Source organism: Rhodovulum sp. HP10 (assembly GCF_047553435.1).
Lineage (GTDB): Bacteria > Pseudomonadota > Alphaproteobacteria > Rhodobacterales > Rhodobacteraceae > Rhodovulum.
Genome location: NZ_CP180201.1, coordinates 1,320,950 through 1,347,773 on the forward strand (window position 1 = coordinate 1,320,950; position 26,824 = coordinate 1,347,773).

Here is a 26,824-nt window from a genome sequence, read left to right on the forward strand (position 1 = left end):
GGTGCTGACAAGCACCTGCCGCGTCGGCATTCAGTCATGGCCGAGCTTGCACAGTCTTCAATCAAGATCGCGTGCGAGAGACAGGTGTGAATCTGATTGACCCGGCCGAGGCTGTGTGGAAACGCTGTCTCGTGGTAAGCTTCCGCGAGGCAGCGGGAGACAGGGATGGTGGGTTTCATCGACGGCATCGACCGGGAACAGGTCACGCTTTTCCCTGATCGTCTCGAGGACTGGATCGGCGAGGATCACCTGGTCCGTGTCATCGATCTCTTCGTCGAGGAGCTTGATCTTCCGGCGCTCGACTTCGAGCGTTGTGTGCCCGCCCGAACCGGTCGCCCGGGCTACCATCCGGCTGTGCTGCTGAAGCTCTTCATCTACGGCTATCTGACCCGCATCCCGTCCAGCCGTCGCCTGGAGCGTGAGGCGGGTCGCAATGTCGAGGTGATGTGGCTGACCGGCCGCCTGGTGCCCGATCACAAGACCATCGCCGATTTCCGGCGCGATAACGGGGCAGCGATCCGCAGGACCTGCGCGCAGTTCGTGGAGCTGTGCCGGCGGATCGGGGTGCTGAAGAGCGATTGCGTGGCCATCGACGGCAGCAAGTTCAAGGCCGTGAACAACCGCGACAGGAACTTCACAAAGAACAAGATCGCCAGCCGCTTGGCCCATCTGGAGGCTGATGTCTCGCGGTATGTCGATGACATGGCCCGTATCGACCGCCAGGAAGAGGGGGAAGCCCGGGCTGACAAGGTCGCCCATCTCGCTCGCCGCTACGGTCGTATCCGGCAGGAGATTGCCCGGCTGAAGGCAATGGAGAAGGCCCTGACCAAGGCGCCCGACGGGCAGATCTCGCTGACGGATCCCGATGCCCGCGCCATGGCGACCAGCGCCCGGCACAGCGGCATGGTCGGCTACAACGTCCAGACCGCGGTCGATACCGGGACGCATCTGATCGTTGCACATGACGTGACCAATCAGGGCTTCGACCGCGACCAGCTGAGCCCGATGGCGGCCGCGGCCAGGGAGGTCCTTCAGCGCGACGACCTGCACGCCATTGCCGACAAGGGATACTTCAGCGGGTCTCAGATCCTGGCCTGCCATCAGGCGGGGATCACCACGACCGTGCCGCGCCCCGAGACATCGGGCAGCCGGGCCAGGGGCATGTATGTGAAGGCCGACTTCGCGTACGACCCGGCCCGCGATGCCTACGTCTGCCCGGCAGGCGAAGAGCTGACCTACCGTTACACGCGCGAGGAGGACGGGCTGCGGGTCGGCCGCTACTGGACCAATGAATGCCAGAGCTGTCCGGTCCGTCACCGCTGCACCAGCGGCAAGGAACGCCGGATCACCCGCTGGGACCATGAGCATCTGGTTGATGCGATGCGCAAAAGACTGGGTGGGGAGGCCGATCCGATGACCCTGCGCCGCTGCACGGTCGAACACCCATTCGGCACACTCAAGGCTTGGATGGGGCACACCCATTTCCTGACGCGGAGGCTGAAGAACGTCGGCACCGAAATGGCGCTGAATGTCCTTGCCTACAATATCAAGCGAGTGGTCGCGTTGATGGGCATTCGGGGCCTGATGCGGGCCATTGTCGCCTGATCGGGGGCTGTCGCGCCTCAAGCGCAGACGCCACGCCTTGCCTGAAAGGGATAACCACGCCGCCACGCGCGCAAAGAGTGTCGGAGGCGGCTGAAAGCGAGCAGCGCGGCCAACCAGCAGCCGACAGCCCGCGCCGGCGCGTTTCCACACAGCCTCGGCCCTAAGCCGCCATTCGCCGGGATGGGCCTCGCTGCGTCGCAGCTTTCCCGAACCGACCGTTAGTGACGATTCAGATAGGTAAGCGATCAAGGCTCCTCATACTGAGTGAGCCGGCGCCGGGCTTCCTGGATCGACATCTGTCCACGCGCGCGGTTTGCGAACTGCGTCACGAGCTGGACGTTCCCATCGTAGTAGCCGCGGGAGTTGTCGATCCGGTCTAGTGACATCCGATCATCTTGAATGCCGCCCTCTTCGGTCGAGCGCTCCTCGAAAGGCTGTCCGGTGAGGGCACAGCGACCTTTCTGCATCTTCAGAAGCTGGCTCGTCAGAAGACAGAGCTCGGAGTAGTTTCCAGAGCCCATGTACTCCTTGCCGACCTTCATGGTCACCTTGCCGACGCCATTCACACGCTGGATCGCATTCGACACTGCCCGACGGATCTCGGCCTCCTGAGCCGGCTCCCGCATCACTGATCGCGCGTAGTGATATTTCGCCGGAATAGGCTCCAGCGGCCCGAGCACTGCTTCATAGCCATCGAACCAAACGCACCGGTTCTGCTCCCGAGGGACTTCTGATATCGGGATTTCGCTGAGCTTGCCCCGGCGTGCCTCGAAGGCATCTTCGCTCGGCTGCCCGGTAGCAGCGTTCACGACCAGCATGGTGAGGTCCGGGAAGCCCAAGGGAGAGATGGCGAAGCTATAGACGTCATCCAGCCATCTGCCGTTTTGCCTGTTGCCATGGCCACGAAGCGTTATCGCATCGGTGTAGGTCACACGACATTTACTGATCGCACATCTCGCCAGTATGTAGAGATCCTCTAAGACACGTTGGGCAAGCGCTTGAGTTTTTTTAGTTCCATAGTCCGGATAGACCTCCGGAATCTGGTCAGAGATCAGCGCGAGAAGAGCCGCCCGCGGCATTGGACTTTCATCGTACATGCTTCGGTACCCCGGTGTTCTGGACGATCTTAAGCAAGTGCAGGTAGCGGGGCAACACGACCGGCGCCCACTCTGTTCGCCGCCGGCGCAGAACTTAGGCTCTGCTTCTCAGCCGTTAGCGATCAAGACGCGTCCCGGCCCAAAGCCGCCTTTGACGGCAGGCGCTGGCTACGCCTTGTGTCGGTCCGGGGGCGGACCTTCGGGCTCGGCAAAAACGCTGCAGCGCAGCTGATGCAAACCGATCATACTTTGCTTTGAGATGGACGAGCCTTTGTTATCCAGCCTATACAGTCATTGATGATTGCACACAATTTCGCCAAGTGATCAACTTGGCGAAGATTGCTAGAAGGCTAGATCGCAAATGAAGATCGTCGCGAAAGTCTCACGTGGGCCGCAGAAGGGTGAGGTTGTCACGCCGCATCGACACGAAGATGGGACATATGTTGTCTCCCCAACGCGCTTCGAAAAAGACTACATCCGTGTAGCCAGTTTGGAAGAATTCGCATCCCAAATTCGGAAAGGTTTGAAGGGCCGCATGTCTTCGCCTGCTGTAAAAGGTCCGCGTCTGTTTAGCCCAAAGTTGATAAGCATCGAGAGATGACGGCCGAGACTGTGTGAAAACTCAGATTCCCTGAAATCGCGAAGGACGATTTCCTTGCCAGGCCGCCCACGGCCGTTGAAGTCGGAACAAAACATCACAAGCGCGCCTGCCGGAGAACATTGTGCTGCCGCCGGTCATGTTCGATCGAGTTTCCACACAGCCTCGGCCGAGGCTGTGTGAAAAGTCCAGTCCCGAGAAATTGTCGGGAACAGTTTCCCCAGTGGCCCGTATGCGGCGGCTTAAGCCAGAACGAAAAACTGCCCTTGCTCCTATGGGAGAACGTCGTTTCTGGGTCGACCATGCCTGAACGAGTTTTCACACAGCCTCGGCCCATACCTGCCTTTGACCAGTGCCAACTATTGCTGCATTCGCAACCTGCCGAGTGGGCATTGATTGTCAATGCATCAACCGAATTTAAAAATGGAATACATCTTACAATAAATCTTTCGAGGCCAATTCGCTCGGCAATGTGCCTCCCACGCTGCCAAAATGATCACTTGCCAGTGGACTATTTTCCGACAGCCTCCTGCCATTCTCGCAGCATCTTAGTGAAGATTTTGTGGTCAAAGTTTCGAATACTGAATTCGCGAACTTCCCGCCCATCATCCCAGGTTAAAAACGCAGAACTAATTGCCGAAGTCGGAACGTCACCTACATGCGTGGCCTCCAACGCCGGCAAAATATTATGACCGTAAAGTCGTTCTTCCTTCCATTTTCTGAGTAGAGCAGTGGGTGACACCAACTGTTCTCTCACAACGTCACGTTCGATTTCCAGCCACACAGCACCTTGCCAGCGCCGAACATATGGGACAAAGAAATGCCAGGAGCTCACCGGAAACTGCTTCTCATAGCTCTCCGGATCGAATCCATCAAAATCAAATAGACTTATACCTCCAATAGTTCGAGAGATTGGGTAATTTTTCGGCCCATTGGCAGTATTTGACCTCTCTCGATTATGGATATCGGGTTCTACTAATATTGCCTGAACTTCAACGATGGACAGTAATCGGTCAGGACGTGTGGTGTGCCACAAACCGCCGTGAAGCCTGCTGTGCAGTTCCCCCATACTCCCCATATTCAGGTTCCTTTTGTCCTTTATTTCTATCGCCTTCAGTCAATAGTAACGCTTGTAGTCCGCCTCAATCCCAGCTAATTCGGCAAGCTCGTCGAGAATATCGATACACAGGCTCATAAGAAGCACTGTTCGTCCTGGATCATCCCAACCTTCGACACCGTGCTTGCCTCCGTGGAAGAGGTTGTTTCGAACCGTTTTGAGGAGACGCACGACTTTCTCTAGTTCAGCTGGTTGATCGTCAAAGCCGACTGGAATGAACTCCAGCCTGTGTTGCCCAACAATCTGACGCTGTGGGGCCTCGTCAACTAGCTGCGATCCCGCGGCCGAGAGGTTATAGGCTGCTTCGTACTTCTCGACGAACTGGTCCCATCCAGGTTCAGCGCGTGAGCCTGGAGTTTGGTTCTTCAAAAACCTGTTCTCTTTGAGAGCGAACTCAAACCTCGAAAACCAATAGAAGAATTCGAACGCTCGGTTGCGCACGTCAGGAGCGATATCCTCAAGTCTCATCATAGCCTCCTTTGTTGTACCGCCCCCGAGCCCACTCCTAGGACAGGATGGCCTGGGCACCCGCCAGTCCAAAGCTTGGGCGCGCGCGGTGCGGTGACGGCCCAGAGCCGACCTTGGCCATGTGAGTAATCCCCCCCGCAGTGGACAACGCAATCACGTTGTGATGCAGCTGTGCGGCTTACGGTTCAGGCGTCCTCGGGCTCAACCGATGCAATGTCGGTGTCATGGGCTTCTTCAGTGGGCAGTTCCACATAGTCATCGCCCATCATCATTTTGAAATGACCCCCGTGGTCGGACTCTTCGAAAATTCTCTGGAACACGTTCAGGTAGCGATCGACTTGGCTTGGATTACAAGCCATGTAGAGGTCATCCGTGGCGAAGTGCGATCCGTCATTCACCCAAGAGAGCAGGGTGCTACAGATCATTTTGTCCTTGCCGTCGAACTTTTCGACAATGGTCTCGGGCGTAATGCCCCCGTAGAACTTGAAGTAGTGTTCGAGGATTCTACGCATGACGTTCTGGATTGCCGTGTCTGAAGGCGGCTTCTGCCTGACCTCTCGCCAGAGAATTTCATAGCTCGACTTAATCGGATTCTCCGTAAAAGGCATGAGCTCAGATCGTTGGGAGGTTTTGCGTACGACCCAAAACGTCTCGTCACTTCTTGCCGTGGCAGCGCTGCGCTTCTTGTCGAACGTCACTTCCTTGTGGAAGTAGATATTATGCGTGAGAACAAACACCTGTTTGATCGCACTTGTGCCCGTTCGCATTTCGGCAATGATTGATTTTATCAGATTGCAAACTATGAAGAGAATGTCTGCGTCGAGGCTCGAAACGGGGTCATCGAACACAACAATCTTGTCAGCCGTGCCGCCGCTCGAACTGAATGACCCGCCAACCAGATAATAAAAATATAAAAATGTTATGAAGGACTTCTCTCCTTCGCTTAGGGTTCGCTTGGCATCGCTTCCGTCTGCGCGTTTGACTTCATAATACCCTTCGCCCGAGCTTTCTAAGAGATGGAAGTTTGTGAAGCCAAATGACTTCAAAAGCTTGTTGATGGCTTCAATCGTTGGCTTGATGCTAGTGATCTTCCGCTCGTTTTCTTCTATCTCTTCCTGCTTGTCGTCGAAGTTCTTTGTTTCTTTTTCAATCTGAATTTCTAGTGAGCTGATTGCCTTGTCGAGCCCACCAGTTTCAACTTTGAATTTATCGTAAATCGCCTTTGTGTCTTCGAGAAAACTTTTCCAAATCTGCGAAGTCAACTCTTTCTTTCTGGCTGCAAGATTCTCGATGGTGTCGTTGTTGACTTTGACCTTCTTGTTGGCCGTTACGATGTGGGAGTTCACCGCCGCGAGCAGCTGGGCTGTATCAATAAGCGTTGCTGGGGCGCTAGGCTCTTTCCGCTTCGCTTTGACGTGCTCAACGTTGCTGTCGAGAGCCAAGCGAAGGGCTGCGACATCCTTCTCGAAGGCCTTGCGGTCAAGATAGGGTGAATCTACAATGTCGGACACGCTGCAAGTGGTCAGTAATTCTCTTGCTGCATTGGTATAGTCGGCAAGCAGCTTGTCGATAGCCACGAGGTCGGCAATGTAACTCTCGTCAAAATACGCCTCTAGGCTTTGCCTGAAGGCTTCATCTGTCTTTTGTTGGCAAAACGGGCACTGATCTTCCAGTTGATCGAAATACGGACGGCCTTGTTGGACCCAGTCACTATTACCGAGTTTTTCGATCAGCGCCGCGATATCCACATCTTCCTTGCCGATGATCTTCTTCTTGAGGACGGCCGAGTCCTCTAACGCGGAAACCTCTGAGATATCCAGATTGGGTAAGACATTTGCTTTTGTCAGCGACCCCGAGAACACAGTCGCGGCGTCTTCGCGAAGCTCAGCAATATCCTTCACTGTAGCTACGTTGCTTAAAGCCTCGGCAAGATAGTGGTCGCGGAACTTCTTTTTGTCGCTGTTTAGCCCAGCGAAAGCATCTTTCAAATCACTGAACTTTCCCTTGGCATCCCAAACATCTTGTAGGAACTGCGCTGCGAGAACTTCTCGTTCTTTCTTCTTCCCGCTAGTACCATCCTCGCCGCTGAGGTTCTTTCGCAGTTTGTCAAGCTTCGCTTTTATTCCATCGGCTTCGCCCTTAAGCGTCTTGATCTTCTCGGCGACCTCAACGTTCTCGCCGAACGTGTAGATGCCCTTTATGCTGCTTTCCGCATCGAAGTGCTTCTCGACAAAGTCCCTATTATAGACGCGGGTTTCCAGTGGACTTCCGCCTGCCCAAGCTACTTGGCAGTTAGGGAAAGCTACCGTGCTTTCGACAACACGAGAAATCGTTGTCTTGCCTGATCCGTTCGAACCGAAGATGAAGTTGAGCTTTTTCAACCCTTCGAGCTTGGTGCCTGCGGTATCGTATGCACCTACATTGGCCAAATGGAGACTCTCGATCAATTGTTAACCTCGCTGGCGACAGCTGCAATGCATCAAATACTTGGTTGGACGTATCTTTCTGAGAAAGTGTGGCACTGTCGTCAAAGTTTCGCAACCTGGACAGCGAAGTTTTCACCGAAAGCGGGCGGAAGCGCGGCACGTTCAAGCAGCTTTTCATACCCGCTGCAAACTACGGCCTCTTGCCCTCAATACCTGTTGGTTCGCAAACGTAGCGAATGTCGGCTTGCCGATCTTGCTCGCCAGGGCACGGTGATCCTGCACGCGGTGCAGCTGCCCGATCTCGATGAGAAGCGCGACCAGCGGGCGGGAAGCTCCGAGCATGCTCGGCAGGCGCGTGACCGGGACAGCATGCTTTACGACATCGATCAGATCGCGCGCTGCGGTGTAGTCAGCCACGAGCCGGTTGCTCCCCTGTTCCGCTTCTGCCGAGCTCAAAAGCCCCGCGACCTGCAGGACGTTGCGCAGGGTTCTGGCGTCGAGACCTTCAGCCTTCGCAATCGACGCCACGCTGCAGAGGTGGGGATCAGTAACCGGCTTGCCCAAGAGCATGTGTCCCTTGCTGAGCGGGGTGGTCTCGAGGATCACATCCCGGAGCATGTCGCGAATAGGCCCCGGGTTCTTGGACAGTCGGCTACCGGAGAGCCAAGCATGCAACATGCCAAAGGCCGCGCGCGGCGCGGCTCTCTTCCCTCTGCATGCCGTGACGCGCGCCATGAGATACTCCCGGATCGCCGCGCCGCCTTCCGACACGATGGGCCAGCCCGCACGCCCGGCCGCATCCCACATGTCCTCGTTCATGTCCGAGGCTTTCAGCTTCGGGCCAAAGGCCTCGAGGGCGCCCAGCATCTCGGTCGCGCGCACTGCTTGGTCGATATCCTGACCATCCAGCCAGGCGGGCCCGGGGCAGCCCTCCAGACGCGCCACCGCGTAGGCCTGCAGCGGCGAGACAACGCGGGCACGATCCGGCACCTGCCGCTCGGCATCGATCAAGGACGTCATGGCCTGCAGCTCATGCGCGATGTCATCCCACCTCCCCGCCCGCAGATCCCGGAGCGCTGTTCCGTGGATCGGACAGGTCCGCACCGGAGCCAACCGCCAGATGAGCCGATGACGCAACGCGGTACCGGGCAAACCCGCCCCGGTGAGATCATCGTCCAGGCAGGCAGGACAGATCCGTGTCACAGGACCGGTCGTGAACTCGGCTGCGAACTCCAGCCCCCGCAACTGGTAGCGCCGCCCACCAACTGCGCTGATCGTATTGCGCAACACCGCTGCGGGATCGTGCCCTGCCCTCTCGCACAGACGCAAGACCGCCGGCTCGTCGCCCCGCGCGAGGTCCACGAGGGGAATGCCGAGATCCGTCAAAAACGCGAGAGCGCGGCCGCGGGTGTGGAACGCAGCCTGCCGAGCCGCCCAGGACAGAGGCGTCTCATCATCGGCAAACGGCAGCATGGGGAAAAGCGCGCTCATGATACCGCCCTCACCGCTTTTTCCGACGAGGTTGTTCTTCTTCCTCGACCTCATCGGGCTTCAGGAGCCAGTAGTGTTCGGCGTAGAAGACGTTGTCGGCGGCCGTGCAGGCCTCGTTCATCGCGTAGGCCGCCGCGAAATGCCCGATATCCAGATCTTCATCGCCGCGTCCGATGGCGATTTCCATGGCCTGCAGCAGCAGCTCGAGGGCCCGTCCGAACCGATAGCGTGCCCCGTGGAAGATGCGTCCGATCAGATCCGCTTCGATCGGCGCCCCGAGCCCCACCCGCTCGCAGTATTGGGTGATGACATCGCGGAAACTGTCGCCATCGACCTGCTCCACGAGATCGGGCAGCACCATCGCGGTGAACCTGCGCTGCACCTGCGGATCCGTGCGAATGACCTTGGCGAGGTCCTCCGTGCCGGACAGGACCACGATGACGGCATCGTCCCCCTGCATCAGGGATTTCAGCGCCCGTAGGATCAGCTTGCGGTCCGCGCAGAAGAGGTCCTGCGCCTCGTCGATCCAGAGCACTGAGATCCCGAGAAGCTGCAAGCGGTGACGCAGATCCTGCCAGAGCGACCAAGCCTCCTTGCGCGGGTTCGCATCGGGGTAGCCACTCTCCGCCAGCAGGGCGAGCGTCATACTCTTGAACGTCGCTGGGCTCGGCACCGAACATCCAAGATAGCGCGGCCGCCCGTATTCGCCCTCCTGCAGCACCATGAGCTTGGACAGCGTGCGCTCCAACAGATGGGACTTGCCGCTTCCCGGCCCCCCGATCAGCATGACCCCACGGGTTTCACCGGTGCGGGTGAAGCGTTTGGCGATAGGGGTCAGATGCCCCTGTTCGTCCGTGGCAAGAAGGCGCGTCGTATGCATTGCCGCCTCGGCATCACGTGCGGAACCGATGTGAAGGCTGCGGACCCGTTCCAGGGCGCTCTTTGCGGTATCAGCTTGTGCCATGATCAGTCCTCCTCGATGGTCATGTTGGACTTGGGCGAGGTGGGCGTGACGCCGCGCGCTTTGGTGGCCCGCTTCGCGGGTTTGGCGGGCGCCTCCGGCGTGCTGGGTTTCTCAGCCGCCACGGTCAGCTCGGAGGAGGCGGGGATCTCCATGCCGAGACCGTCTTTCGCCTGGCGCAGCTCCTTGCGCTCAACGAACTCGATGCCGGCCAGAAGCTTCTTCTCCTCCTTCGCGCAGCGTTTCTCGGACCAGTCCTCGAGGTTGAGGCCGGCCGCGGCCATCGCGGCTTCGTTGCGCGCCTTGATCGCCGTGATGGCGTCACGGACGGCGACGTTGTCGAGGCGGTTCGACTTCGGGTTCGCGTTGCGAACATGACGCACAGCCGTCAGCCAGGTCTGGGCTGCGACACCTTGCAGCGACGGGTCGAGCGCAGGCACCTCGTACCAGGTCTTGCCCCGTTTGACAGAGATGGCGCCGATGTCCTTGGGGTGCCAGCGCACGGAAACCTTTTCCGGCTCTTCATGGCGGAAATGCTGCTGGGATGCTTCGGACTGGTAACGAACGCCCAGAATGGTGATGCCGGTCTTGTCGAGGCGATACTCACGCTCCTGGCCGAAGCACAGCCGCATCATCTCCGCATCCGGCGGCGGCGTCACGCCATGCAGCTTCGACAGGCGACGCCAGGCCTTCACAGGGGTTTCTCCGCCCAGCCCGTGATGGGGCGTGTTGTGGTAGATGTCGATCACCCACCGCAGCAGCGCGAAGGTGAATTCGTCCAGGGTGAGTGCTGCGCGCTTCTCGGGATCCGCATCGCCCTTCTCCATGATGCTGGAGAACGTGTGCCCCGACAGACGCGGCGCGAAGTCGCTCCGGAAGCTTCCGAATGCACGCTCGATCGTTCCGCGGTTCTCCGGCACACCGTTCATCGCCATTTGCCACATCACGCCGAGATCCTCAGCCGCCATGCGAAAGCGCATCGACTTGAAGGCAGAGCCTCCATCGAAAACGATCAACTCGGGCGTGCCATGCATGTCCCAAGGCGTCAGCGCCCCGACGGCATCCGCCCACGCCCCCTTGTTGGTCGTGATCATCTGCAGGAGCTGCACCGCGGCCTCGGAGTTCGCCGAGCGGCTCAGGACCATGCCGACAATGCAGCGCGTGGCACAGCAGATCGCTGCGGTAAGCGTCCAGCGATCCTTGGCCTTGGCCTTTTCCTTGTAGCGGGGATCTTTGTCGTCGCCTTTGATGTATAGGCCGAGTTGCCGCTTCTCATCATCGCTAAGCATGCCGTAGATGTTTTTGCTCTCGAGCAGGGTCGAGACGTCCACCGTCCATTCGTCGATCTCGACGCGTTCCAACGGGCGAGTCACGCCGAGACCATTCAGAACTGGCCGGAACCTTTTGCGGGCTGCGGCCTCGCCATTACGGGCTACTTCCACGCGAAACGGATCCAGTGCCCGGATCGCCCGACGCACGGTCTCGCGGCTCGGCACGCTGAGGTGATCTCCCTCTTCGGTATAGTGTTCGTTGCGCTCATGGATGGCCAACGCGACATTCTCGTAGATTTGCTGCATCGTCGGCTTGTCGCGCGACAGATACCCTTGCACTTCCTCATGCATGATGGCGGCCACCTCGGGGTCGAGACGGGTCCCCCGCCATCCGCGCCGATCCATCTTGTCCAGATGGCCGATCAGGTTCAGATCGTAGCGCTCTGCAAGCCACCTGCGCAGCGTCCGAGCACTGGGCGCCTCTCCCATGTTCTCGGAGGGCAGAACGTTCATGGCACCACAAGGAATATGCTTGGATGCCAGCTGTGTCGCACGGCCCACCAGCATGTCCATGGACGCGTCAATGGACGCATCGGTGAATTTCAGCAGCTTCTCGCGATGCATGTCGATTGCCGCCTGGCAATAGGCATCCTTGCGAACGAACCGGCGCAGCGGTCGCCCGGAGAGTGCAGAAAGCGATACGCCATGCGCCAGCTGACGCTTACGCGCAGCGTCCGGATTGAAGTAGTTCCGCTCGACGCGGATCCGGCCCAGGCCTCCCAGGCGGGAAAGATCCTGATGCGAGAACTGCCGGGAAAAGCCCGTGTCGTCATCCTGGGTCAGGACGACCCCAACCTCGGTTTCCATGTGGAGGCGGAAGGCCGTGCCGTCCACGGTGATGCGATCGAAGCTGCCGAAGGCATAGCGGGAATTTTCGGTGGTGAAGGAGAGATCCATTTTGAAGTCCTTTTGCGGATGTTTGGCGCTGCACAAGGCAGCAGGAGAGAGTGCGGTCGCCGAACGGCACCGCCTGGAAGAGGGGTGGGTCGAGTGAGTGCGGGTTGCGGTGCGGACGGCGTCGTCTGCCGTCCTGGGCTCAGGCGCCGGAGGTTACGGCCAGATCAGAGGCGACCTGCAGACCCTTCTGACACCGGAAAGCCGAGCCTCCGTCGAGGATCATCCAGGCCGGAACAACAGGCGTACCCCACCAAGCAGCCCTGGTGTCGTGCTCGACAGGACCGACAGGTGCGGAAGGGACCCGTTTGGAGCCCTTGCGGCGCGGCGCAACCAGATCGGAGCTCCGGGAACGGTCGACAGTCATGCGCAGACCTCCTTCACCTTGAACACCAAGCTGGAGTGCTCGATACGCTCATAGCTTACCATCTGGAGGTGCCCGGACCGGATCAGCCGAACGAGTGCGCGGAAGCCCATCCCGTCAAGACCGGTCTGCTCGACCAGGCTTTCGATCGTGACGACGCCGGTCATCCGGCCGACGACATCCCGGGCCACGGGATCGCCGAAGCAGTCCGGCCGCCGCACCGAATGGAAGAGCTTCGCATTGAAGAACTCGACCGGGCAGACATCCCGTTCGGTGAACAGACGGAAGTCGTCCAGAACCCCCTGAGCGATGGCCTGCTCCTTCACGCGGGCCAGCTGCGCCAAATAGGCGTCCTTCACCCGTCCCAACGGGCGTACGGCATAGCCGATAACGGTGCCATCATGCTCGGTGGCGACCAGGTCGATGTAGTGCTTGTGGATTTCGCCATCTTCATCGAACCAGTCGAAACGGACCTGTTCAACGAGGCCCCGCACTTCGGGCCGCGCTGCCAGCAGCAGAGCCGCTTGCGCCTCGAGATGGCTTTCTACCCCGGTGCGAATGCCGGGGCCGGAGCCCAGGACGATACTGCCGGTGAAGTGTTGGGTCGAACCGACCTGGGTGGCACGGTTGCCACGGCTGGGTTCGGGCAGGCGGACGCCGCCGCCGATGGAAAGGTCAGACATGATTTCTCCCGCCCCGAGAAATTGACATTCTCGGGCTATGACGATTTTAGAAATGCGCGGAGAGCCGTCCTTGTCCTGGCGACAGCATCATGCTAATCGGCAGGTGTATCACTGGGATCGGGCTTTCGCACGGTTCATTCGGGCGCCAAGCGCCTATATCTGGTTTTGGGTGTTTGAGCCTCTTTGGACAGTTTCTTCCGATGAGCGCCTGTAACCTGACTGGAACTGAGAGATCAGAACCGCGTCAGGAGATCAGCCGCATATTCGGGAATTGCCCATAAGAGACACCGGACCCACCTGTCCAGACCGCCGGGAGAGCGGGGTTTCGGGGGCCGAATTTTCGCAAATTCCGGCCTCAAGATCGGAAAGGCGCATGCCTCCGATTTTCAGATCATCCAGCAGATTTTGCGAAAAGATGACCGGAAGTTCTTCAGCACCGCCCGAAACGTGGGCGCTGTGAGCTTCAGAAAATTTTTGAATGGTCATTTTCATCGGGATAACTCTGTGGATAGTTGAGAACGCACGCCAATTCAGCGGCGCACATCATGAAATCACTCCGATTTCGCGAATCGAATTCGGCAAATCATTCGGTTCTCCGCGCCAGGAAGGCGCCGGGATTCGGTCAGGACGCGCCGCTGCGGGCGAGCTGCGACAGCCGCCGGAAGAGCTTGTCGGACAGGATCGTCCGCCGCTCCCATTCCGGTGTTTTCAGATCCCTAGCAGCATCACCAAACCAGAGCTTCAGACTGCCCTTGTCGGATCGGTGCGAGAACACGGCATGCGGCCCGTTTGAACTGACCTCAACAGAGACCGGGGCAGAGTTGAACCCTTCGTCGGCATCCTCGAACCCCTCCTCGAGCCAGTGGCCGCAGAATGCGCCAAAGGTGCGATGCAGCTGCAGGCCAGCGACAGGCAACCGGTTCAGGGCATCAAGCAACTTGCTCTCCCCTCCTGCATCGCAGTTGGCTTCCCATTGGATATGGCCGTCAAGAAACAGGTTCCCGCGCACAAGCCGAAGCTGCGAGAGTTCCCGCACGGCCTCAGGCGCATCCTTGGTCTCCAGCCCCATGACAAGTGCCAGGGTGAGATGAAAGATATCCTCCCCCGTCATGTCCGCCGCCGCCCGGCCACGGCCGCCAGGCGTTCGCAGTCCCGCCCGCGCCATGGCACGCGTCATCGCGTCGACCTTGTTGGGGTTCAGGTCGAACCGCTGGGCAAGCGCCCGCACCATTTCCCCTTTCGTCGCCATGAAAGCTGTCCTCGTGAAGTGTCCTTGGGGGCGTTATGCCACCTCGCAGATCACGCGTCAAGTTTACGGTAAAAGTTTTTCCGTAAAATATGCAGCCGCCGCGCGCGCCCTGAGCTTACGCCCCGCGCGCCTCGAGCGGCGCACCGCAGCACCGGCACACCGGGCGCTTCGCCTTCAGCTCCTCAAGGCGGTGCAGCGGCGCGCTTTCCACAAAGCGCCGGACCCTCTCGGGGTCGACGCGGGCACTGCGCGCAGACTCCCGGTAGACCAGCCAGCAATGGACTGACCCCACGACGCTGATCACCATGCCAGCTATGCAGATCAACGGACCAATCATGGGCTTCCCTTTCCGGAGGTCATCCTAGGCGCAAGCAAATAGAACGCGCCCTCAAGAGGCTGCACCCTGACCGATGGCGTGTCAAATCCGCGGAGGCATGGTCGCGTCATAGCGCCAGCGCGCGCTGCAGATCTTCATGCTCGAAGGCGCTGGCCATGCGGTTGATCTCAGCCGATCGCGCACCGACCGACTTTGCGGTCTCGCGCCAGGTGGCCGTGACTGTGGCCACCTCCTTGATGATTGCGCGCGCCTGCGCGAGCGTCAGGGCGAAGTATTCTGAAGCCTCTTCAAGCAGATCAAGCGAACAGGAGCCCTCGTCGAGATCGATATTGGTGGTCAGCACCCGCGCCTTGATGTCGGTCGGCACCGGATTGAGATCATAGGCTGGCGACAGCGACCATCCCGCCTTGCCGCGCCAGAGGAAGCCGTGGTTGCGCAGATGATCGTCGACATTGGAGATCAGCACGCTGAAGACGACACGGCGATACAGGGCCTGGGCATCGGTCTTGCCCTGTGCGCCATGCTCGGCCAGAGCGTCAACGATTTCGGGATAGCTTCCGCGCTCGCCATCCTTGGCGCCCATCATCGCCATCGCTGACAGGAACGGGATCCGCACGGCGCCTTCGCGATCGAACCGCCGGGACAGCATGACCTTCTTGCCCGCCACATCGACGAGTTCGTGGTGCGGCGTGACGATACCGGCCTGGCCGGCCAGTCGGAGGGCAATCTCCTCCCATGTCTCCATGCTGTATTCGTCGGTTTCCTTCGGGAACTTGGCAATGGAAAGATGACCATGCTGATCGATGACCGAGGCCTTCGGACGCGCGCCGCCCAGCGACGAGCCAGGCGCAAAGATGAGCTGGAGGTCCTCGTCGGTTTCCTCATCCCGCAGGATCCGTTCGGTGACCTGAAGGAGACGCCCGAGTTCGATCAAGGCCGGAACCCCCGCGCGGATCGGTGCGAGGAACGACTCCTCGTTCACCCGCCGGAAGCGAAGCGCGCCAAGCCGGGTCTCGTCGGCGACACCCAGAAGATAATCGCTTTCGGTCAACGTGCGCAAGGCGCGGCGATCCCTTTCGGCGCTGCGTCGCTCCGAACGTTGCATGAGACGGCGCCCCCAGGTGTCGGGCGCGGAGTCGCCAATCGAGCCAAAGGTCGACAGCCCCGCCGGTGGAGCAAAGGCGCCACGCGTTATGGGGAGAGCAGGCTCAAGCGAGAACCGTTCTGCATCCTTCAGCCAGGCAGGATCGTACTCGAACAGGATGGTCTCACCACCGCGGACACGGTTGCTGCGCGCCAGTCCGACAGGATGCAGGCGGCCCTTCAGATCGACGTGGACCTCAAAATCAGCCATCGCGCGACGGTCCCGCTGGCCGCTTGAGGTGGACACTCTTCGGCAAGTCGGCACTGGCCAGCGCCTGGCCGACGCTGTCGTTGGCGATATCCGCCACTTGGCTTAGCCCCTCCAGTAACCCAAGCGCCTGGAGGACGCTGGCATAGATGCCGATGCTGACACTGGTGTCTCCGGCCTCGATCTTCTGGAGTGTCGACCGCGACGTGAAAGCTCGCTCTGCTACGACGGCCATCGGCAACCGCCGACGCCGCCGGGCGTCCTGGATGTCCGCGCCGAGCTTGCGCAGCGCGCGCCGCACAGCGGCCGGAGGATTGTGAGGTGTTGGCATCTGTCAGCTTCGCACTACATATTATAGACATATGTAGCACGAAGCCGACAATCTTTGAAGAGATTTACAGATGCAGCGTCATTCGCCACTTCATTTCCCAGGCCGGCAGCTAGTCTACAGTCGCTCGTTGTGGGCACCAGCGACAGTCAGCACTACGCCGGCGTAGTTGATATCGCCGCAGTGCTCTTTGCGCCATCAGGGCAGAACTGGAAAGTTAGCCGGAATGTCCGGGATAAAGCCGCGCGCCTTGAGGGCTGCATCCGCGCCGGCGTAGCCGGCCTTAACGAGAAGCCTCTGCTCGACGCTGGAGAACGGATTGAGCCTCGTTCGCAAGTCGGCCGCTTCGCGAGCCTCTTCACGCGACAGCGCCGTACCATGTTCGATACCATATTGCTCCGGCGCAGACCCAATGTCCCAGTATACGACATTTCTCTGACCCGAGTTAGCCATGCCGAACAGGATACGCTGACGTGAGTTCTGGACTTGCTGCTGGATGATGTTGAGCGTCCGGTACGTTTGCCCGACCCATCGACCGCCAGGTTTTCCGACTTCCGGGATCGTCTTCCCTGCGTCACTGACAAGGATCGTGCGACAGCGCTTCCACACACGCTCCAGGCCAAGGTTGTCGTAGACGCCGCCGTCCGTAAGTACGGCGCGCTCGGTGAAAGGTGGCCGGTGAAGGTCAGCACCTGCGGCTGCCTTGACGCGTTGACCCGTCAAATCGATTGCAACTGGCGACAATAGAGGCGGGAAAGCCGATGACGCCGCGACTACTTTTGAGAGCGGCAGATCGGGCTTGTCTATGATGCCGACGCGGTAGTCTGCCGCGTAAGCCTTAGAAAATCGCCAGCCGCTACCGGTCTGGAGATTTGTGGCCATAAAGGTGAAACGCGGACGGTCCGACAGGTCTTGTAGAGTGGCCCCTTGATAGAGGTGCCGGTCATAGGCACGCGCAATGCTATCCGCGGCAGCACATCCAGGTAGAAAGCTGTAAAGGATGGCCCGGGTGTCGATCCCGATGCCAACGAAGCGAAGGAGCGGGACAACCACTTCGTGGTAGAGGTTCCTGGCGACACCAGAGGCGTCGAAGTCCAGATCGCTCCATTTCAGCGCCAGGAAGCCAGCTGCGATCGATCCACCTGAGACACTGGCCACCTCATCAATTCTAGCGAGATATCCGAGTTCGTTGAGCCGAATTAGCGCGCCGAGATGGTAGATTGTCGCGCGGTATCCGCCACCCGACAGGCAAAGTCCGATCTTATCCTCGACCTTGCGCGCTTGGAGGAAATCCCCGCCAACACCATTTTTGACGAACTTGCTCTGGATGTCTTCGGCTGCACCAGGCTCGGTCATTGAGCCGCCTCGTCGGCATCGTACGCAGACCGGTTCCCCAACATCAGCCTGAATGCGCCATTGTCACCGGCAATACCCATCAAGGCCGGAAGATCCTCGTTCTGCAATTCTTCGGTCAGCCAGCACATCTGACGGATGTCGGTGGCGCTGGGTCTTGTAGACGATCCCTGAGGGTGGGAGTGCCACTCACCGACATACCGCACCTGATAAAGTGATCGCTTGGTTGCTTCGCTTACAGCGTCGGCAAGTCCCATGACGCCACGTTCAAAGGCGTGAGCACTGCCTCTGCTGTCCACCGGCGCAGCCATTGCCCGGACGATTTGGATGGTCTGGCGGCTCGTGTCCACAATGCCCAGGAGAACCCCACCCGTTTCACTGGGAAGACTTTCCGCCCGAAGCTGGGCAATCTCCTGGGCGACAGAGGCACCATAACTGACGACCCATGCGCCAAGCGAGATGCGCTCGACGACCTCACCATCTTCATGGTTCAGTGAAACGCTAAGGTCGTCTTGCACTGTCCAGATAGATACACGCCCAAATGGAGCCTTTGCCGCTTCGACCACGGCGCGGGATGCGATTGCGCTCAGGAGCGCCGCCGAAGATGCAGGGATGCGGTTGGTCAGAGCTCGGCAGGAGCCGCTGTAACGTAGGCCGTCGCCTGATACCCGAAGGTGGGCTCCTAGGTCAGGTCTTGTCTGGATCAAGCGATGATACTGGGCTTCCAGCTCCTGCAGCTTGATGCCCCGATCAGCGCTCTCGGCGAGCAGCACGATGGCGGAGCCCTCCGGGTTGAAAAAGATCGAAATACGCCGCGCTGCACCAGCTAGGTTGGAAATGTGCCGGGATACCGCGACCGATGCTGAGGAGTCGAGGATAAGATCCGCGTTTGAGATTGCCTCAGCCAGACCGGTTTGGGATGCGCCATCAGCAGTCAGGATGTTGGCATTCAGCCCATGCGCCGGTTCGCCAGTCAGCCTGCTGACGTAGTGGGCAAGGGCAGGCGCTTTCGGAGCCCCCGTATCATCCGGGAAGAGGGCATGGCGTGCGAAGTTGTGCGGCAGGAGAATGTCGTCATCCACGACCGTCCAGGTGAAATGTCCTTCGCGGGCGAGAGTGGTGGCCAAGTGCGAGCCCAGTGAACCCGCACCAATCAGCACCGCCTTTCGCTGGTCAGGCTCGACTTCGCCGCTGACGGCCGCGCCGATGTTGCGATCAAATTCCAAGTGAACGTCGGCAGGCTCGATGCGAATAGCCTGTAGTTCTGCGTCGGGAGCAGAGAACAAGGTTTGAAGGTAGGCCTCACTTGCGCCCTTGCCGCTATTGTTTTTTGCAAGGGCTCCCAGTGCCACCCCCACTTCCCCGGCGCATTCATGAGTAACGAACGCTCGCAGGTCGTGGGCAGTCCGGCCGGCTTCATCGGAAACCGGAAAGGCAACGACAATGGCGATCCTGGCATTAAGTCGCCGCACAGCGTCGTTTCCCAGGCCTGCCCAGGATGTGAGCCTCTGCCGCAGTAAAGCGACCAAATCGAAACCGCACGCTGATAGCTGACTGGCGAGCCCATTCAGCGCCTGGGGAGCGAACTGGATACGCTGCATCCCCTGCGGCGCGACGGACACCGGCACCACCACAAATGCCGGCGGGTCGTCCCGACGCAAATCAGCCAGCTGAGTGATAATGATCGACTTGTTATCCCCTCGAACGAATCCAAGGAGTTCCGCAGGCTCGGCACCATCATGCAAGGCGGCCCTTGGAACAACAAGCGTCATAGGGCTGTAGAAGAAGAGCGGTTCGAGAGGCTGCGCCTGATCATGCAAGTCGCCGGCAGCAGCTTTGGCCAGCCACAGCTGAATGCGCCGCAAAAAATCTGCCGACGTGTAAGTCAGGCGCGCTTCTTGCCAGGGACGATCATCGATGCAAAGTGCCCGCGGATACCCTTCGGGTGACCAATTCTGATGCATCGTCTCGGGGAAGTCCGAGCGTAGTGCAAGAACACTGGGCGGCTTTGATTCCTCGCCAAAGACGACAGCTACCGGTTCAATTCCCCGAATGGGCGCGGCGAGTTCCTGCGGACGTTCGACCTCGATTTCGAGAAGTAGAGCGGCCAGCTGGCCGTCTGCGGCCTGGCGCGCGCCAACTAAAGTAACGCCAGCTGCACCGCCGTCACTGATATAGTCGGCCAGAATACGGACGGCGCCGATGGCGCTGTCCGCAGCATTGATTGGGTCACCAAATTCAACCCACCAGCTATGCAGACCAACTTCCGTCAAGATTAGCCCGCCCGCGCAGGTGCCGAAACGATACTGGCAGCACCGGCGATAGCCGAGATGGTAAGCAGGCGCGCACCGCGATCGGTGATCTCGATCTGGATCGGCTTGGGTTTGGCGATGGACGGAGTCTCCGTCGTCACTTTGAAGCTACCGTCAGCCTCCCGGGCGACGGATTTGTAGTAAGCGCCAGCCTGACGGTGCGGTGGCTGGACGTCCTTGTCCTCCGCGCTGCCCTTGACCGGCATCGGCTTGCTGGTCGACACCATAACATGGCGCTCGCGACCCTGGGTCTCACAGAGCCATTCGACATCCTCGGTCGGCTGGGTCTTGTCTTCGCCCTTTTCCCACCCAATGGCTGTGTACGAGCAATGATGCGGAATCTTGAAGATGTCCCACAGGAGGCGGTCTTCGTTGCCGTGCCGCTTGGTCGTCTTAACCATCTGGTCGATCGAGTCGCAGTCGATGTCCGACATGAAGAGCGCATAGGTCTCGCGACCATTTTCAAGGAACGTCGCCTGAAAAACGACGCTGTCCTGATTGCGGTCGATGATGCCGTTGTCGTCCTGACGCCAGCCGAACGGGCTATGGATGAAGAATTCGACCTGTTCTTGCCCATACTTCGAGTAGCCCGGCACGCAAGTACCGGCATCGGTGATCAGATGCGCTCGCGCTTCCAGCGACAGCCCCTGCTTTTCCAGCCAGTCCTTAAGCTTCTTGGGCCGTGAGAACACGCGGATGCCATAGCCTTGACGCAAGCGGTGACGCGCCTCCTGCCGGATGATCCGGGCGCTGTCCTGGCAGCCGTCCTCAAGGATTGCGGCAGCGGGAACCCAGAGTTCCTTGATCTTGATCCGGCCTTCACCCTGATACTTCGCTGCATGGTCCAGCCAGAAGAAGTCACCGGCGCCGCAGCAATGGTCGTCGTCGAGGTGGGTGAAGCAGACGACGTCGTAATTGTCCCGCTTGGCAACGCGCAGATCGGCCTTGAGGACGTCCGGCAGGTCGACCCGCTTGTCGAACGGATCATTGGCGTTACGCATATCGGCATAGTCCACGAGCATTTTCTGCCCGTTGGCAAAGTCGATACGGGTGCAGTCGGCGTTGCCGAGCGGGTGGAAAGTAAGGGTCGCAGTCACGTTGGGCCTCGCATCTGATGTTTCACAACGGAGGCGTTCGCTCGCATGGTCACTGGCCCCTGCTCGGAACCATGATCGCATGTTGACTGCCGCTCCCAGATGGGATACAAAACTATACGCATATCACCACGATGTCAATATCGTTTTGATACCCATTAAGTGAGGATGCCATGAACGAAAAGAGCCCCGCAATCCGATGGGGTGTAGAGCAGAGACTGGAGTTCATCGAATTTCGGCTGTTCTGGGAGGGTGGGATCAATCGCGGCGACATCATCGAGATGTTCGGCGTCTCGGTCCCACAGGCATCCAGAGATCTCGCCATGTACCAGGACACAGCACCTGGGAACGTGGACTACGACAAAAGCGCAAAGCGCTATGTCCCATCGCATACGTTCCGAACACGGTTTCTGCGGCCTGATCCAAGCGTCTATTTATCCCGGCTTCGCGTGCTTGGTGAAGGCCTGTCTCGGCCAGAAGATTCATGGGTGGCCCATGTGCCGGAGATAGACGTAGCGGTTACACCGCATCGCATCATTGATACCGAGATACTGCGCTCAGTATTGACGGCGATGCGGGAGCGCCGTTCGCTCGATGTGTGCTACCAGTCGATGAACACTAAGCGACCCGATCCGGTTTGGCGTCGCATTACCCCCCATGCCTTCGGTTATGACGGGTTCCGGTGGCATACACGCGCATTCTGCCACTTGGAGAACAGGTTTAAGGATTTCCTGCTTCCTCGGATCTTAGAGGCCGGGTCGTTCGGCGATCCCGTGGCGCTGGGAGACAAGGACACACTCTGGCAAGAGTATGTCGGGATCGAGATTGCGCCCCATCCGCAGCTGACAGACAGCCAGAAGAAGGTCGTCGCTAAAGACTACGGCATGTCGGAAGGCTCTATGGTCCTCAGGGTCCGGAATGCAATGCTGTTTTACGCCCTCAAAAGACTGGGTCTGCTGGGTGACGCCGAAAAAGAAGACGCACGGCGGCAACATATTGTTGTCGTGAACAAGACGGATGTGCAATCAGCCTTGGCTCGATCTGAAATTATTGAATTCAATACTGAAGCAGATCTACTGGAGGGGCGAAATCTTGGTGAGCCTTGAGAGCATTGGCGGCGGTGCGCGGGATGGTCGGGAGCCACTCTTCGACCATAGCGCGATCCACCAACAGCTTTCCCCCTGGTGCTGGATCGGTCGGAGGAATTTGCTTAAACGGCAGAGGAGCCACGATGCTGGTGCCTCAACTTTGTGTCGGACGTCTCTCCGACGACCGGCTCTTCCGGATCCTGCGAGTGATCAACTGCTTCAGCCGGGCATGCTTGGCGACGGATGCCGGCTCCTTTGAGCGTCTGGTCAGCGCGCGATGGCAATGGCGATGGCCAGATCGCATGGCACCCTCCCCCAAGGATCCCTAATGTTGACATCATTTCAATCAAGTAATTACTTGATTTGGGAGAATTTTCACCTGGAAGCAGACCGGCATGACCAGACTTGAAGACATCAAACCAGGCGGGCGCGTCACCGGCGTAATGCCTGGCAGCGCCGTGGAGGTGGTTTCTGTCGAATGGATCGGCAACCAAGCCATCAATGTCGTATATCGGCAGTCGAGCGGGTCAGTCGCTGAAACGACAATCTATCGCGACGATGAACATCGCCTCGATGTCCAATCCGCAGGTCGGAATTGGTCATTCGATGCGGATGGCGCTCTCTTGCGCCTGGTGACCGAGGCAAACCGCATCAAACTGGCCCATTTCTTCGACCCCTATCTCGCGATCCATACCAGCCAGGTCGACCCTCTCCCCCACCAGATCTCTGCGGTCTATGGAGAGATGCTGCCGCGGCAACCTTTGCGCTTCCTACTCGCAGACGACCCCGGTGCGGGGAAGACCATCATGTCTGGCCTCTTGATCAAGGAGCTTATCGCTCGCAGTGATCTGGAGCGGTGCTTGGTGGTCGCTCCGGGCAGTCTCGTCGAGCAATGGCAGGATGAACTCGGAGAGAAGTTCGGCCTGGAGTTCGACATCCTGAGCCGAGACATGATCGAGAGCTCCCGCTCAGGTAATCCATTCAACGACTGCAACAGGATGATCGCTCGACTGGATGTCTTGGCGCGCAACGAGGAGCTTCAGGAAAAGCTCCTAAAATCAACGGAATGGGACCTGATCATCGCCGACGAAGCCCATCGCATGTCCGCGACATTCTTTGGCAGTGAAGCGAAGTACACCAAGCGCTACCAGCTTGGGCAGAAGCTAGGGCAGGTCTGCCGTCACTTTCTGCTGATGTCGGCCACACCGCACAACGGCAAAGAACGCGACTTCCAGCTATTCATGGCTCTCCTGGACGGCGACCGTTTCGAAGGGCGCTTCCGGGACGGTGTCCATGTCGCAGACGTTGAGGACATGATGCGCCGCCTGACCAAGGAAGAGCTGCTGCGGTTTGACGGTCGCCCGCTCTTCCCCGAGCGCCGCGCCTACACAGTCAAATACGACCTCTCCCCTGAAGAGGCTGAACTTTATACCGCTGTTACGGACTATGTCCGTGACGAGATGAACCGCGTCTTGCGGTTCGCCGAAACCGATGGGCGCAAGAAGAACAACGTCGGCTTCGCGCTGCAGATCCTTCAGCGGCGCCTGGCTTCAAGCCCTGCTGCGATCTACCAGTCCCTGAAGCGTCGCCGGGAACGGCTTGAGGCAGAGCTGAGCGAAGTGCGGCTTGCGGCCAAAAGTGACCGGGCGGGCTTCGCACAGCCCAAGGTCAACCAAGACCTGCTGACCAATATGGATGAGTATGGTCAGGACGAAATCGACGAGATGGAAGACCTGATCTCGACCAGCGCTACCAGTGCCGAGACGGCCGAACAGCTGGAGATCGAGGTTGAAACTCTGAAAGGTCTGGAGGGCATGGCCCTTCGTGTCCTGCATTCCGGGCACGACACCAAATGGCAGCAACTCGACAAGATCCTTGATGATGATCTGATGCTCGATCCTGACGGGCATCGTCGCAAGCTGATCATTTTCACCGAGCCGAAGGATACGCTCGAATACCTCCGCAACAAAGTGACCGCGCGCCTCGGCAAGCCTGATGCAGTGGACGTGATCTACGGGGGCGTGACGCGGGAAGAGCGCCGCAAGGTCGTCGAGCGCTTCATGCAGGACAGGGACATGCTTGTCCTCATTGCCAACGATGCGGCGGGGGAAGGCGTCAACCTTCAGCGCGGGCACCTGATGGTGAACTATGACCTGCCGTGGAACCCGAACAAAATCGAGCAGCGGTTCGGCCGTATCCACCGGATCGGGCAAACCGAGGTATGCCACCTCTGGAACCTCGTCGCGAAGGACACCCGGGAAGGCGACGTCTACGCGCGCCTTCTAGAAAAACTGGAAGCAGCCCGTGAGGCTCTAGGCGGACGGGTCTATGACGTCCTGGGCGAACTTTTCGAGGATCGCCCGCTTCGAGACCTGCTGCTGGAAGCGATCCAGTACAACGACGATGAGGACGTGAAGGCCCGCCTCTACAAGGCTGTCGACGGCGCAGTCGATCAGAGCCACCTTCTGACCCTTCTGCAGAAGCGGCAACTCACCAACGACACGATGCCAGCGGCTCAAGTCCAAGAGCTCCGGATCGCGATGGAGAAGGCCGAAGCGCAACGCCTCCAACCGCATCACATCCAGAGTTTCTTTGTCGAGGCGTTTCAGCGCCTCGGCGGGCAGATCAAGCGGCGCGAAGAAGGCCGTTGGGAGATTACCCACGTCCCGCTCATCATCAGGGAACGGGACCGCCAGATCGGTGGCGGAGCACCTATCCAGAAGAAGTACGAACGGATCTGCTTCGAGAAGTCGAAAATCAATCAGCAGCCGGTAGCGGCCTTCGTCTATCCGGGGCACCCCTTGCTGGACGCGGTGATCAGCATCGTCCGCGAGCAAAACGATCATCTGATGAAGCAAGGGGCCGTGCTGGTTGACGACACGGACGACGGGACGGCAGTCGAAGCCCTCTTCTTGCTGGAGCACTCGGTTCAAGACGGGCGTCCTGGTCACGCAGGCAATGCCAACCTCGTCTCCCAGAAGCTTCAGTTCGCGACGGTCAATCAGGCAGGCGAAATTCATGATGCCGGGATCGCGCCGCACCTGAACCTGCGGGCCGCGACACCGGAAGAGATCGCCTCTGTTCAGACAGAAATCAGCGCCCCCTGGCTCACGGCAGACCTAGAAAAGCGCGTGGTCCAATACGCGACCATCGAGCTTGCCCAGTTCCATGTCGCCGAAGTGCGCGAGCGGCGCCTCCCGGAGATCGACAAGGTCGAGCATGAGGTAAAAGCCCGGCTGAAGAAAGAGATCAACTACTGGGACTCTCGCGCAGCCGAATTGAAAGAAGAGGAAAAGGCGGGCAAGAAGGTTCGGTCCAACTGGCGCAATGCAGAGCGCCGGGCGGAGGACCTGGCCGAACGCCTGCGCCGCCGCCTTGAGCTAATCGAACAGGAGCGGTTCATCACGTCTCAGCCGCCGCGCGTCCGTGGTGGCATGGTCGTTGTCCCGAGGGGCCTGCTCCTGAACAGGGGCAGCTCTGCCAAGCCCAGTGGCTTCTCCGAAGACCCTGAGGCCCGCCGCGCGATCGAGCTGAAGGCAATGAGTGCGGTCATGGCCGCCGAACGTGCCCTTGGAAACGAGCCCGAGGACGTGTCCGCCCGCAAGATCGGCTACGACATCGCCTCCTTCGACCCCGACACCAACCACATGCGGTTCATCGAGGTCAAAGGCCGGATCGACGGCGCGGACACGGTGATGCTGACTCGGCAGGAAATCATCACCTCGCTTCACGAGCCCGAGAAATTCATCCTTGCCATCGTGCAGGTCAACGATGGCTTTGCCGCAGCCCCGAGGTATGTCCGCGGTGCGCTTGACTCGCGTGAACCGCCGTTCGATCAGAACGCAATTCAGTTTGATATAAAAAAGCTCCTTGCCCGAGCTGTAGCGCCCGGAGAGCTTTCTTGACCACCAGATATGCGGAAAAAAGCTTTGAAATCAGATTCTGTGCTGCTCTGAGCGCAGCGATCATGCCCTTCAATCGAAACCCTCAATGGTTTGGCTTGACGCAGGCGCAAGAGCGTAAAAAAGGAATTGATGCCGTTCTTGGTATCGGCGGCACCCTAATTCTATTCCAATTCAAAGCTCAATCGGGAAGCCGAATTAAGATTGAACGTGACCAGCTAACAAAGCTTGCGGCTGTCGAAAAACGATATCCCGACAGCACCTTCTACGTGTTTCCGGAAGCAGAGGATATTCATGCAGCTGCGCGTACCAACTGCATGTTCAAAGAGGCCTGGTGCTGCAAGCCGTCTGCCTTGGACAAAGAGGTTGGAAAAAAGGTCAAATCAGCCGCTTTCACGCTTGACGCGACAGCCTCAGAACTTTCTCAGGCTCGTCCGATTAAATCTGTGGCCATCGAGAAGACCTGCAAAAGATTTGGTTGCTTTTGCCCGGGCTCGGCGCATCAAATTATCCATGATCTTCGCCGATCTTCAGGCTCGCTGATCCGCTTCATGGTTGGCAGTTGGGACGGTCGCGACCTGACGGACTCGTCGTTCGCAGAACGTGGGATGGGAATACCTATTGGGAGCGATCTGCAAAGCGCTTCCTTGGATCGCTACGGCGATCGAGGTATCAGCCCAATTACAAGTGCAGAGATGTTTGAAGACCTGCTGGGCGAAGGTGCGGGGCAGAACCTCGGCCCCAGCCTGCAAGCCCTCTTCATTGCAGAATAAAC

The 26,824-nt window shown here is 59.1% G+C and carries 19 protein-coding genes; 4 read left to right on the forward strand and 15 right to left on the reverse strand.

What is annotated here, in order from left to right:
• The first annotated feature begins 165 nt into the window (after nucleotides 1-165).
• Nucleotides 166-1,605, forward strand: coding sequence for an IS1182 family transposase (locus ACK8CO_RS06170; RefSeq protein WP_414898533.1), 1,440 nt, complete (start codon nucleotides 166-168; stop codon nucleotides 1,603-1,605).
• A 245-nt stretch (nucleotides 1,606-1,850) separates the two neighbouring features.
• Here ACK8CO_RS06170 and ACK8CO_RS06175 read toward each other — a convergent pair whose 3' ends face one another.
• From ACK8CO_RS06175 to ACK8CO_RS06245, 15 genes are all read right to left on the reverse strand, one after another.
• Complete coding sequence (locus tag ACK8CO_RS06175) at nucleotides 1,851-2,702, reverse strand: hypothetical protein (RefSeq protein ID WP_414898534.1); 852 nt, start codon at nucleotides 2,700-2,702, stop codon at nucleotides 1,851-1,853.
• A gap of 1,109 nt (nucleotides 2,703-3,811) precedes the next feature.
• Nucleotides 3,812-4,378: a hypothetical protein gene (locus ACK8CO_RS06180; RefSeq protein ID WP_414898535.1), complete on the reverse strand. Its 567-nt coding sequence runs from the start codon at nucleotides 4,376-4,378 to the stop codon at nucleotides 3,812-3,814.
• Between the two features lie 39 nt (nucleotides 4,379-4,417).
• Nucleotides 4,418-4,885, reverse strand: a complete 468-nt coding sequence (locus ACK8CO_RS06185; protein WP_414898536.1) for a hypothetical protein — start codon at nucleotides 4,883-4,885, stop codon at nucleotides 4,418-4,420.
• Between the two features lie 185 nt (nucleotides 4,886-5,070).
• Nucleotides 5,071-7,332: an AAA family ATPase gene (locus tag ACK8CO_RS06190; RefSeq protein WP_414898537.1), complete on the reverse strand. Its 2,262-nt coding sequence runs from the start codon at nucleotides 7,330-7,332 to the stop codon at nucleotides 5,071-5,073.
• A gap of 153 nt (nucleotides 7,333-7,485) precedes the next feature.
• Nucleotides 7,486-8,802 (reverse strand): TniQ family protein, encoded by a 1,317-nt coding sequence (locus ACK8CO_RS06195; RefSeq protein ID WP_414898538.1) that lies wholly within the window; start codon nucleotides 8,800-8,802, stop codon nucleotides 7,486-7,488.
• Between the two features lie 10 nt (nucleotides 8,803-8,812).
• Nucleotides 8,813-9,766 carry a TniB family NTP-binding protein gene (locus tag ACK8CO_RS06200; RefSeq protein ID WP_414898539.1) on the reverse strand — a complete coding sequence of 318 codons (954 nt, stop codon included), beginning with the start codon at nucleotides 9,764-9,766 and terminating at the stop codon, nucleotides 8,813-8,815.
• A gap of 2 nt (nucleotides 9,767-9,768) precedes the next feature.
• Complete coding sequence (locus tag ACK8CO_RS06205; RefSeq protein ID WP_414898540.1) at nucleotides 9,769-11,991, reverse strand: Mu transposase C-terminal domain-containing protein; 2,223 nt, start codon at nucleotides 11,989-11,991, stop codon at nucleotides 9,769-9,771.
• A gap of 360 nt (nucleotides 11,992-12,351) precedes the next feature.
• Nucleotides 12,352-13,035: a hypothetical protein gene (locus ACK8CO_RS06210; protein WP_414898541.1), complete on the reverse strand. Its 684-nt coding sequence runs from the start codon at nucleotides 13,033-13,035 to the stop codon at nucleotides 12,352-12,354.
• A 252-nt stretch (nucleotides 13,036-13,287) separates the two neighbouring features.
• Nucleotides 13,288-13,527 (reverse strand): hypothetical protein, encoded by a 240-nt coding sequence (locus tag ACK8CO_RS06215; RefSeq protein WP_414898542.1) that lies wholly within the window; start codon nucleotides 13,525-13,527, stop codon nucleotides 13,288-13,290.
• 130 nt (nucleotides 13,528-13,657) lie between these two features.
• Nucleotides 13,658-14,284, reverse strand: a complete 627-nt coding sequence (locus tag ACK8CO_RS06220; protein ID WP_414898543.1) for a hypothetical protein — start codon at nucleotides 14,282-14,284, stop codon at nucleotides 13,658-13,660.
• Between the two features lie 443 nt (nucleotides 14,285-14,727).
• Nucleotides 14,728-15,975: a type II toxin-antitoxin system HipA family toxin gene (locus tag ACK8CO_RS06225; protein WP_414898544.1), complete on the reverse strand. Its 1,248-nt coding sequence runs from the start codon at nucleotides 15,973-15,975 to the stop codon at nucleotides 14,728-14,730.
• A complete protein-coding gene (locus ACK8CO_RS06230) occupies nucleotides 15,968-16,303 on the reverse strand; it encodes a helix-turn-helix domain-containing protein (protein ID WP_118137043.1) in 336 nt (111 codons plus the stop codon). The genes ACK8CO_RS06225 and ACK8CO_RS06230 overlap by 8 nt, the downstream gene beginning before the upstream one ends.
• A 195-nt stretch (nucleotides 16,304-16,498) precedes the next feature.
• The gene (locus ACK8CO_RS06235) at nucleotides 16,499-17,656 is read right to left on the reverse strand and encodes a patatin-like phospholipase family protein (RefSeq protein ID WP_414898545.1); all 1,158 of its coding nucleotides are present in this window, start codon (nucleotides 17,654-17,656) and stop codon (nucleotides 16,499-16,501) included.
• Entirely contained in the window at nucleotides 17,653-19,926 is a 2,274-nt protein-coding gene (locus tag ACK8CO_RS06240; RefSeq protein WP_414898546.1) for a Mov34/MPN/PAD-1 family protein, read from the reverse strand. Before ACK8CO_RS06240 ends, ACK8CO_RS06235 begins: the two co-directional genes overlap by 4 nt.
• A gap of 2 nt (nucleotides 19,927-19,928) precedes the next feature.
• Nucleotides 19,929-21,062, reverse strand: coding sequence for a hypothetical protein (locus ACK8CO_RS06245; protein ID WP_414898547.1), 1,134 nt, complete (start codon nucleotides 21,060-21,062; stop codon nucleotides 19,929-19,931).
• Between the two features lie 170 nt (nucleotides 21,063-21,232).
• Here ACK8CO_RS06245 and ACK8CO_RS06250 point away from each other — a divergent pair, with 170 nt between their 5' ends.
• From ACK8CO_RS06250 to ACK8CO_RS06260, 3 genes are all read left to right on the forward strand, one after another.
• Entirely contained in the window at nucleotides 21,233-22,165 is a 933-nt protein-coding gene (locus ACK8CO_RS06250) for a WYL domain-containing protein (protein WP_414898548.1), read from the forward strand.
• 377 nt (nucleotides 22,166-22,542) lie between these two features.
• Nucleotides 22,543-26,052, forward strand: coding sequence for a protein NO VEIN domain-containing protein (locus ACK8CO_RS06255; RefSeq protein ID WP_414898549.1), 3,510 nt, complete (start codon nucleotides 22,543-22,545; stop codon nucleotides 26,050-26,052).
• Nucleotides 26,049-26,822 (forward strand): hypothetical protein, encoded by a 774-nt coding sequence (locus ACK8CO_RS06260; RefSeq protein ID WP_414898550.1) that lies wholly within the window; start codon nucleotides 26,049-26,051, stop codon nucleotides 26,820-26,822. Before ACK8CO_RS06255 ends, ACK8CO_RS06260 begins: the two co-directional genes overlap by 4 nt.
• Nucleotides 26,823-26,824 lie beyond the last annotated feature (2 nt).

Coding starts and splice junctions, on each gene's coding strand:
- ACK8CO_RS06170 (WP_414898533.1), top strand. CDS start 166: ATGGTGGGTTTCATCGACGGCATCGACCGGGAACAGGTCACGCTTTTC.
- ACK8CO_RS06175 (WP_414898534.1), bottom strand. CDS start 2,702: ATGTACGATGAAAGTCCAATGCCGCGGGCGGCTCTTCTCGCGCTGATC.
- ACK8CO_RS06180 (WP_414898535.1), bottom strand. CDS start 4,378: ATGGGGAGTATGGGGGAACTGCACAGCAGGCTTCACGGCGGTTTGTGG.
- ACK8CO_RS06185 (WP_414898536.1), bottom strand. CDS start 4,885: ATGAGACTTGAGGATATCGCTCCTGACGTGCGCAACCGAGCGTTCGAA.
- ACK8CO_RS06195 (WP_414898538.1), bottom strand. CDS start 8,802: ATGAGCGCGCTTTTCCCCATGCTGCCGTTTGCCGATGATGAGACGCCT.
- ACK8CO_RS06200 (WP_414898539.1), bottom strand. CDS start 9,766: ATGGCACAAGCTGATACCGCAAAGAGCGCCCTGGAACGGGTCCGCAGC.
- ACK8CO_RS06205 (WP_414898540.1), bottom strand. CDS start 11,991: ATGGATCTCTCCTTCACCACCGAAAATTCCCGCTATGCCTTCGGCAGC.
- ACK8CO_RS06210 (WP_414898541.1), bottom strand. CDS start 13,035: ATGTCTGACCTTTCCATCGGCGGCGGCGTCCGCCTGCCCGAACCCAGC.
- ACK8CO_RS06215 (WP_414898542.1), bottom strand. CDS start 13,527: ATGAAAATGACCATTCAAAAATTTTCTGAAGCTCACAGCGCCCACGTT.
- ACK8CO_RS06220 (WP_414898543.1), bottom strand. CDS start 14,284: ATGGCGACGAAAGGGGAAATGGTGCGGGCGCTTGCCCAGCGGTTCGAC.
- ACK8CO_RS06225 (WP_414898544.1), bottom strand. CDS start 15,975: ATGGCTGATTTTGAGGTCCACGTCGATCTGAAGGGCCGCCTGCATCCT.
- ACK8CO_RS06230 (WP_118137043.1), bottom strand. CDS start 16,303: ATGCCAACACCTCACAATCCTCCGGCCGCTGTGCGGCGCGCGCTGCGC.
- ACK8CO_RS06235 (WP_414898545.1), bottom strand. CDS start 17,656: ATGACCGAGCCTGGTGCAGCCGAAGACATCCAGAGCAAGTTCGTCAAA.
- ACK8CO_RS06250 (WP_414898548.1), top strand. CDS start 21,233: ATGAACGAAAAGAGCCCCGCAATCCGATGGGGTGTAGAGCAGAGACTG.
- ACK8CO_RS06255 (WP_414898549.1), top strand. CDS start 22,543: ATGACCAGACTTGAAGACATCAAACCAGGCGGGCGCGTCACCGGCGTA.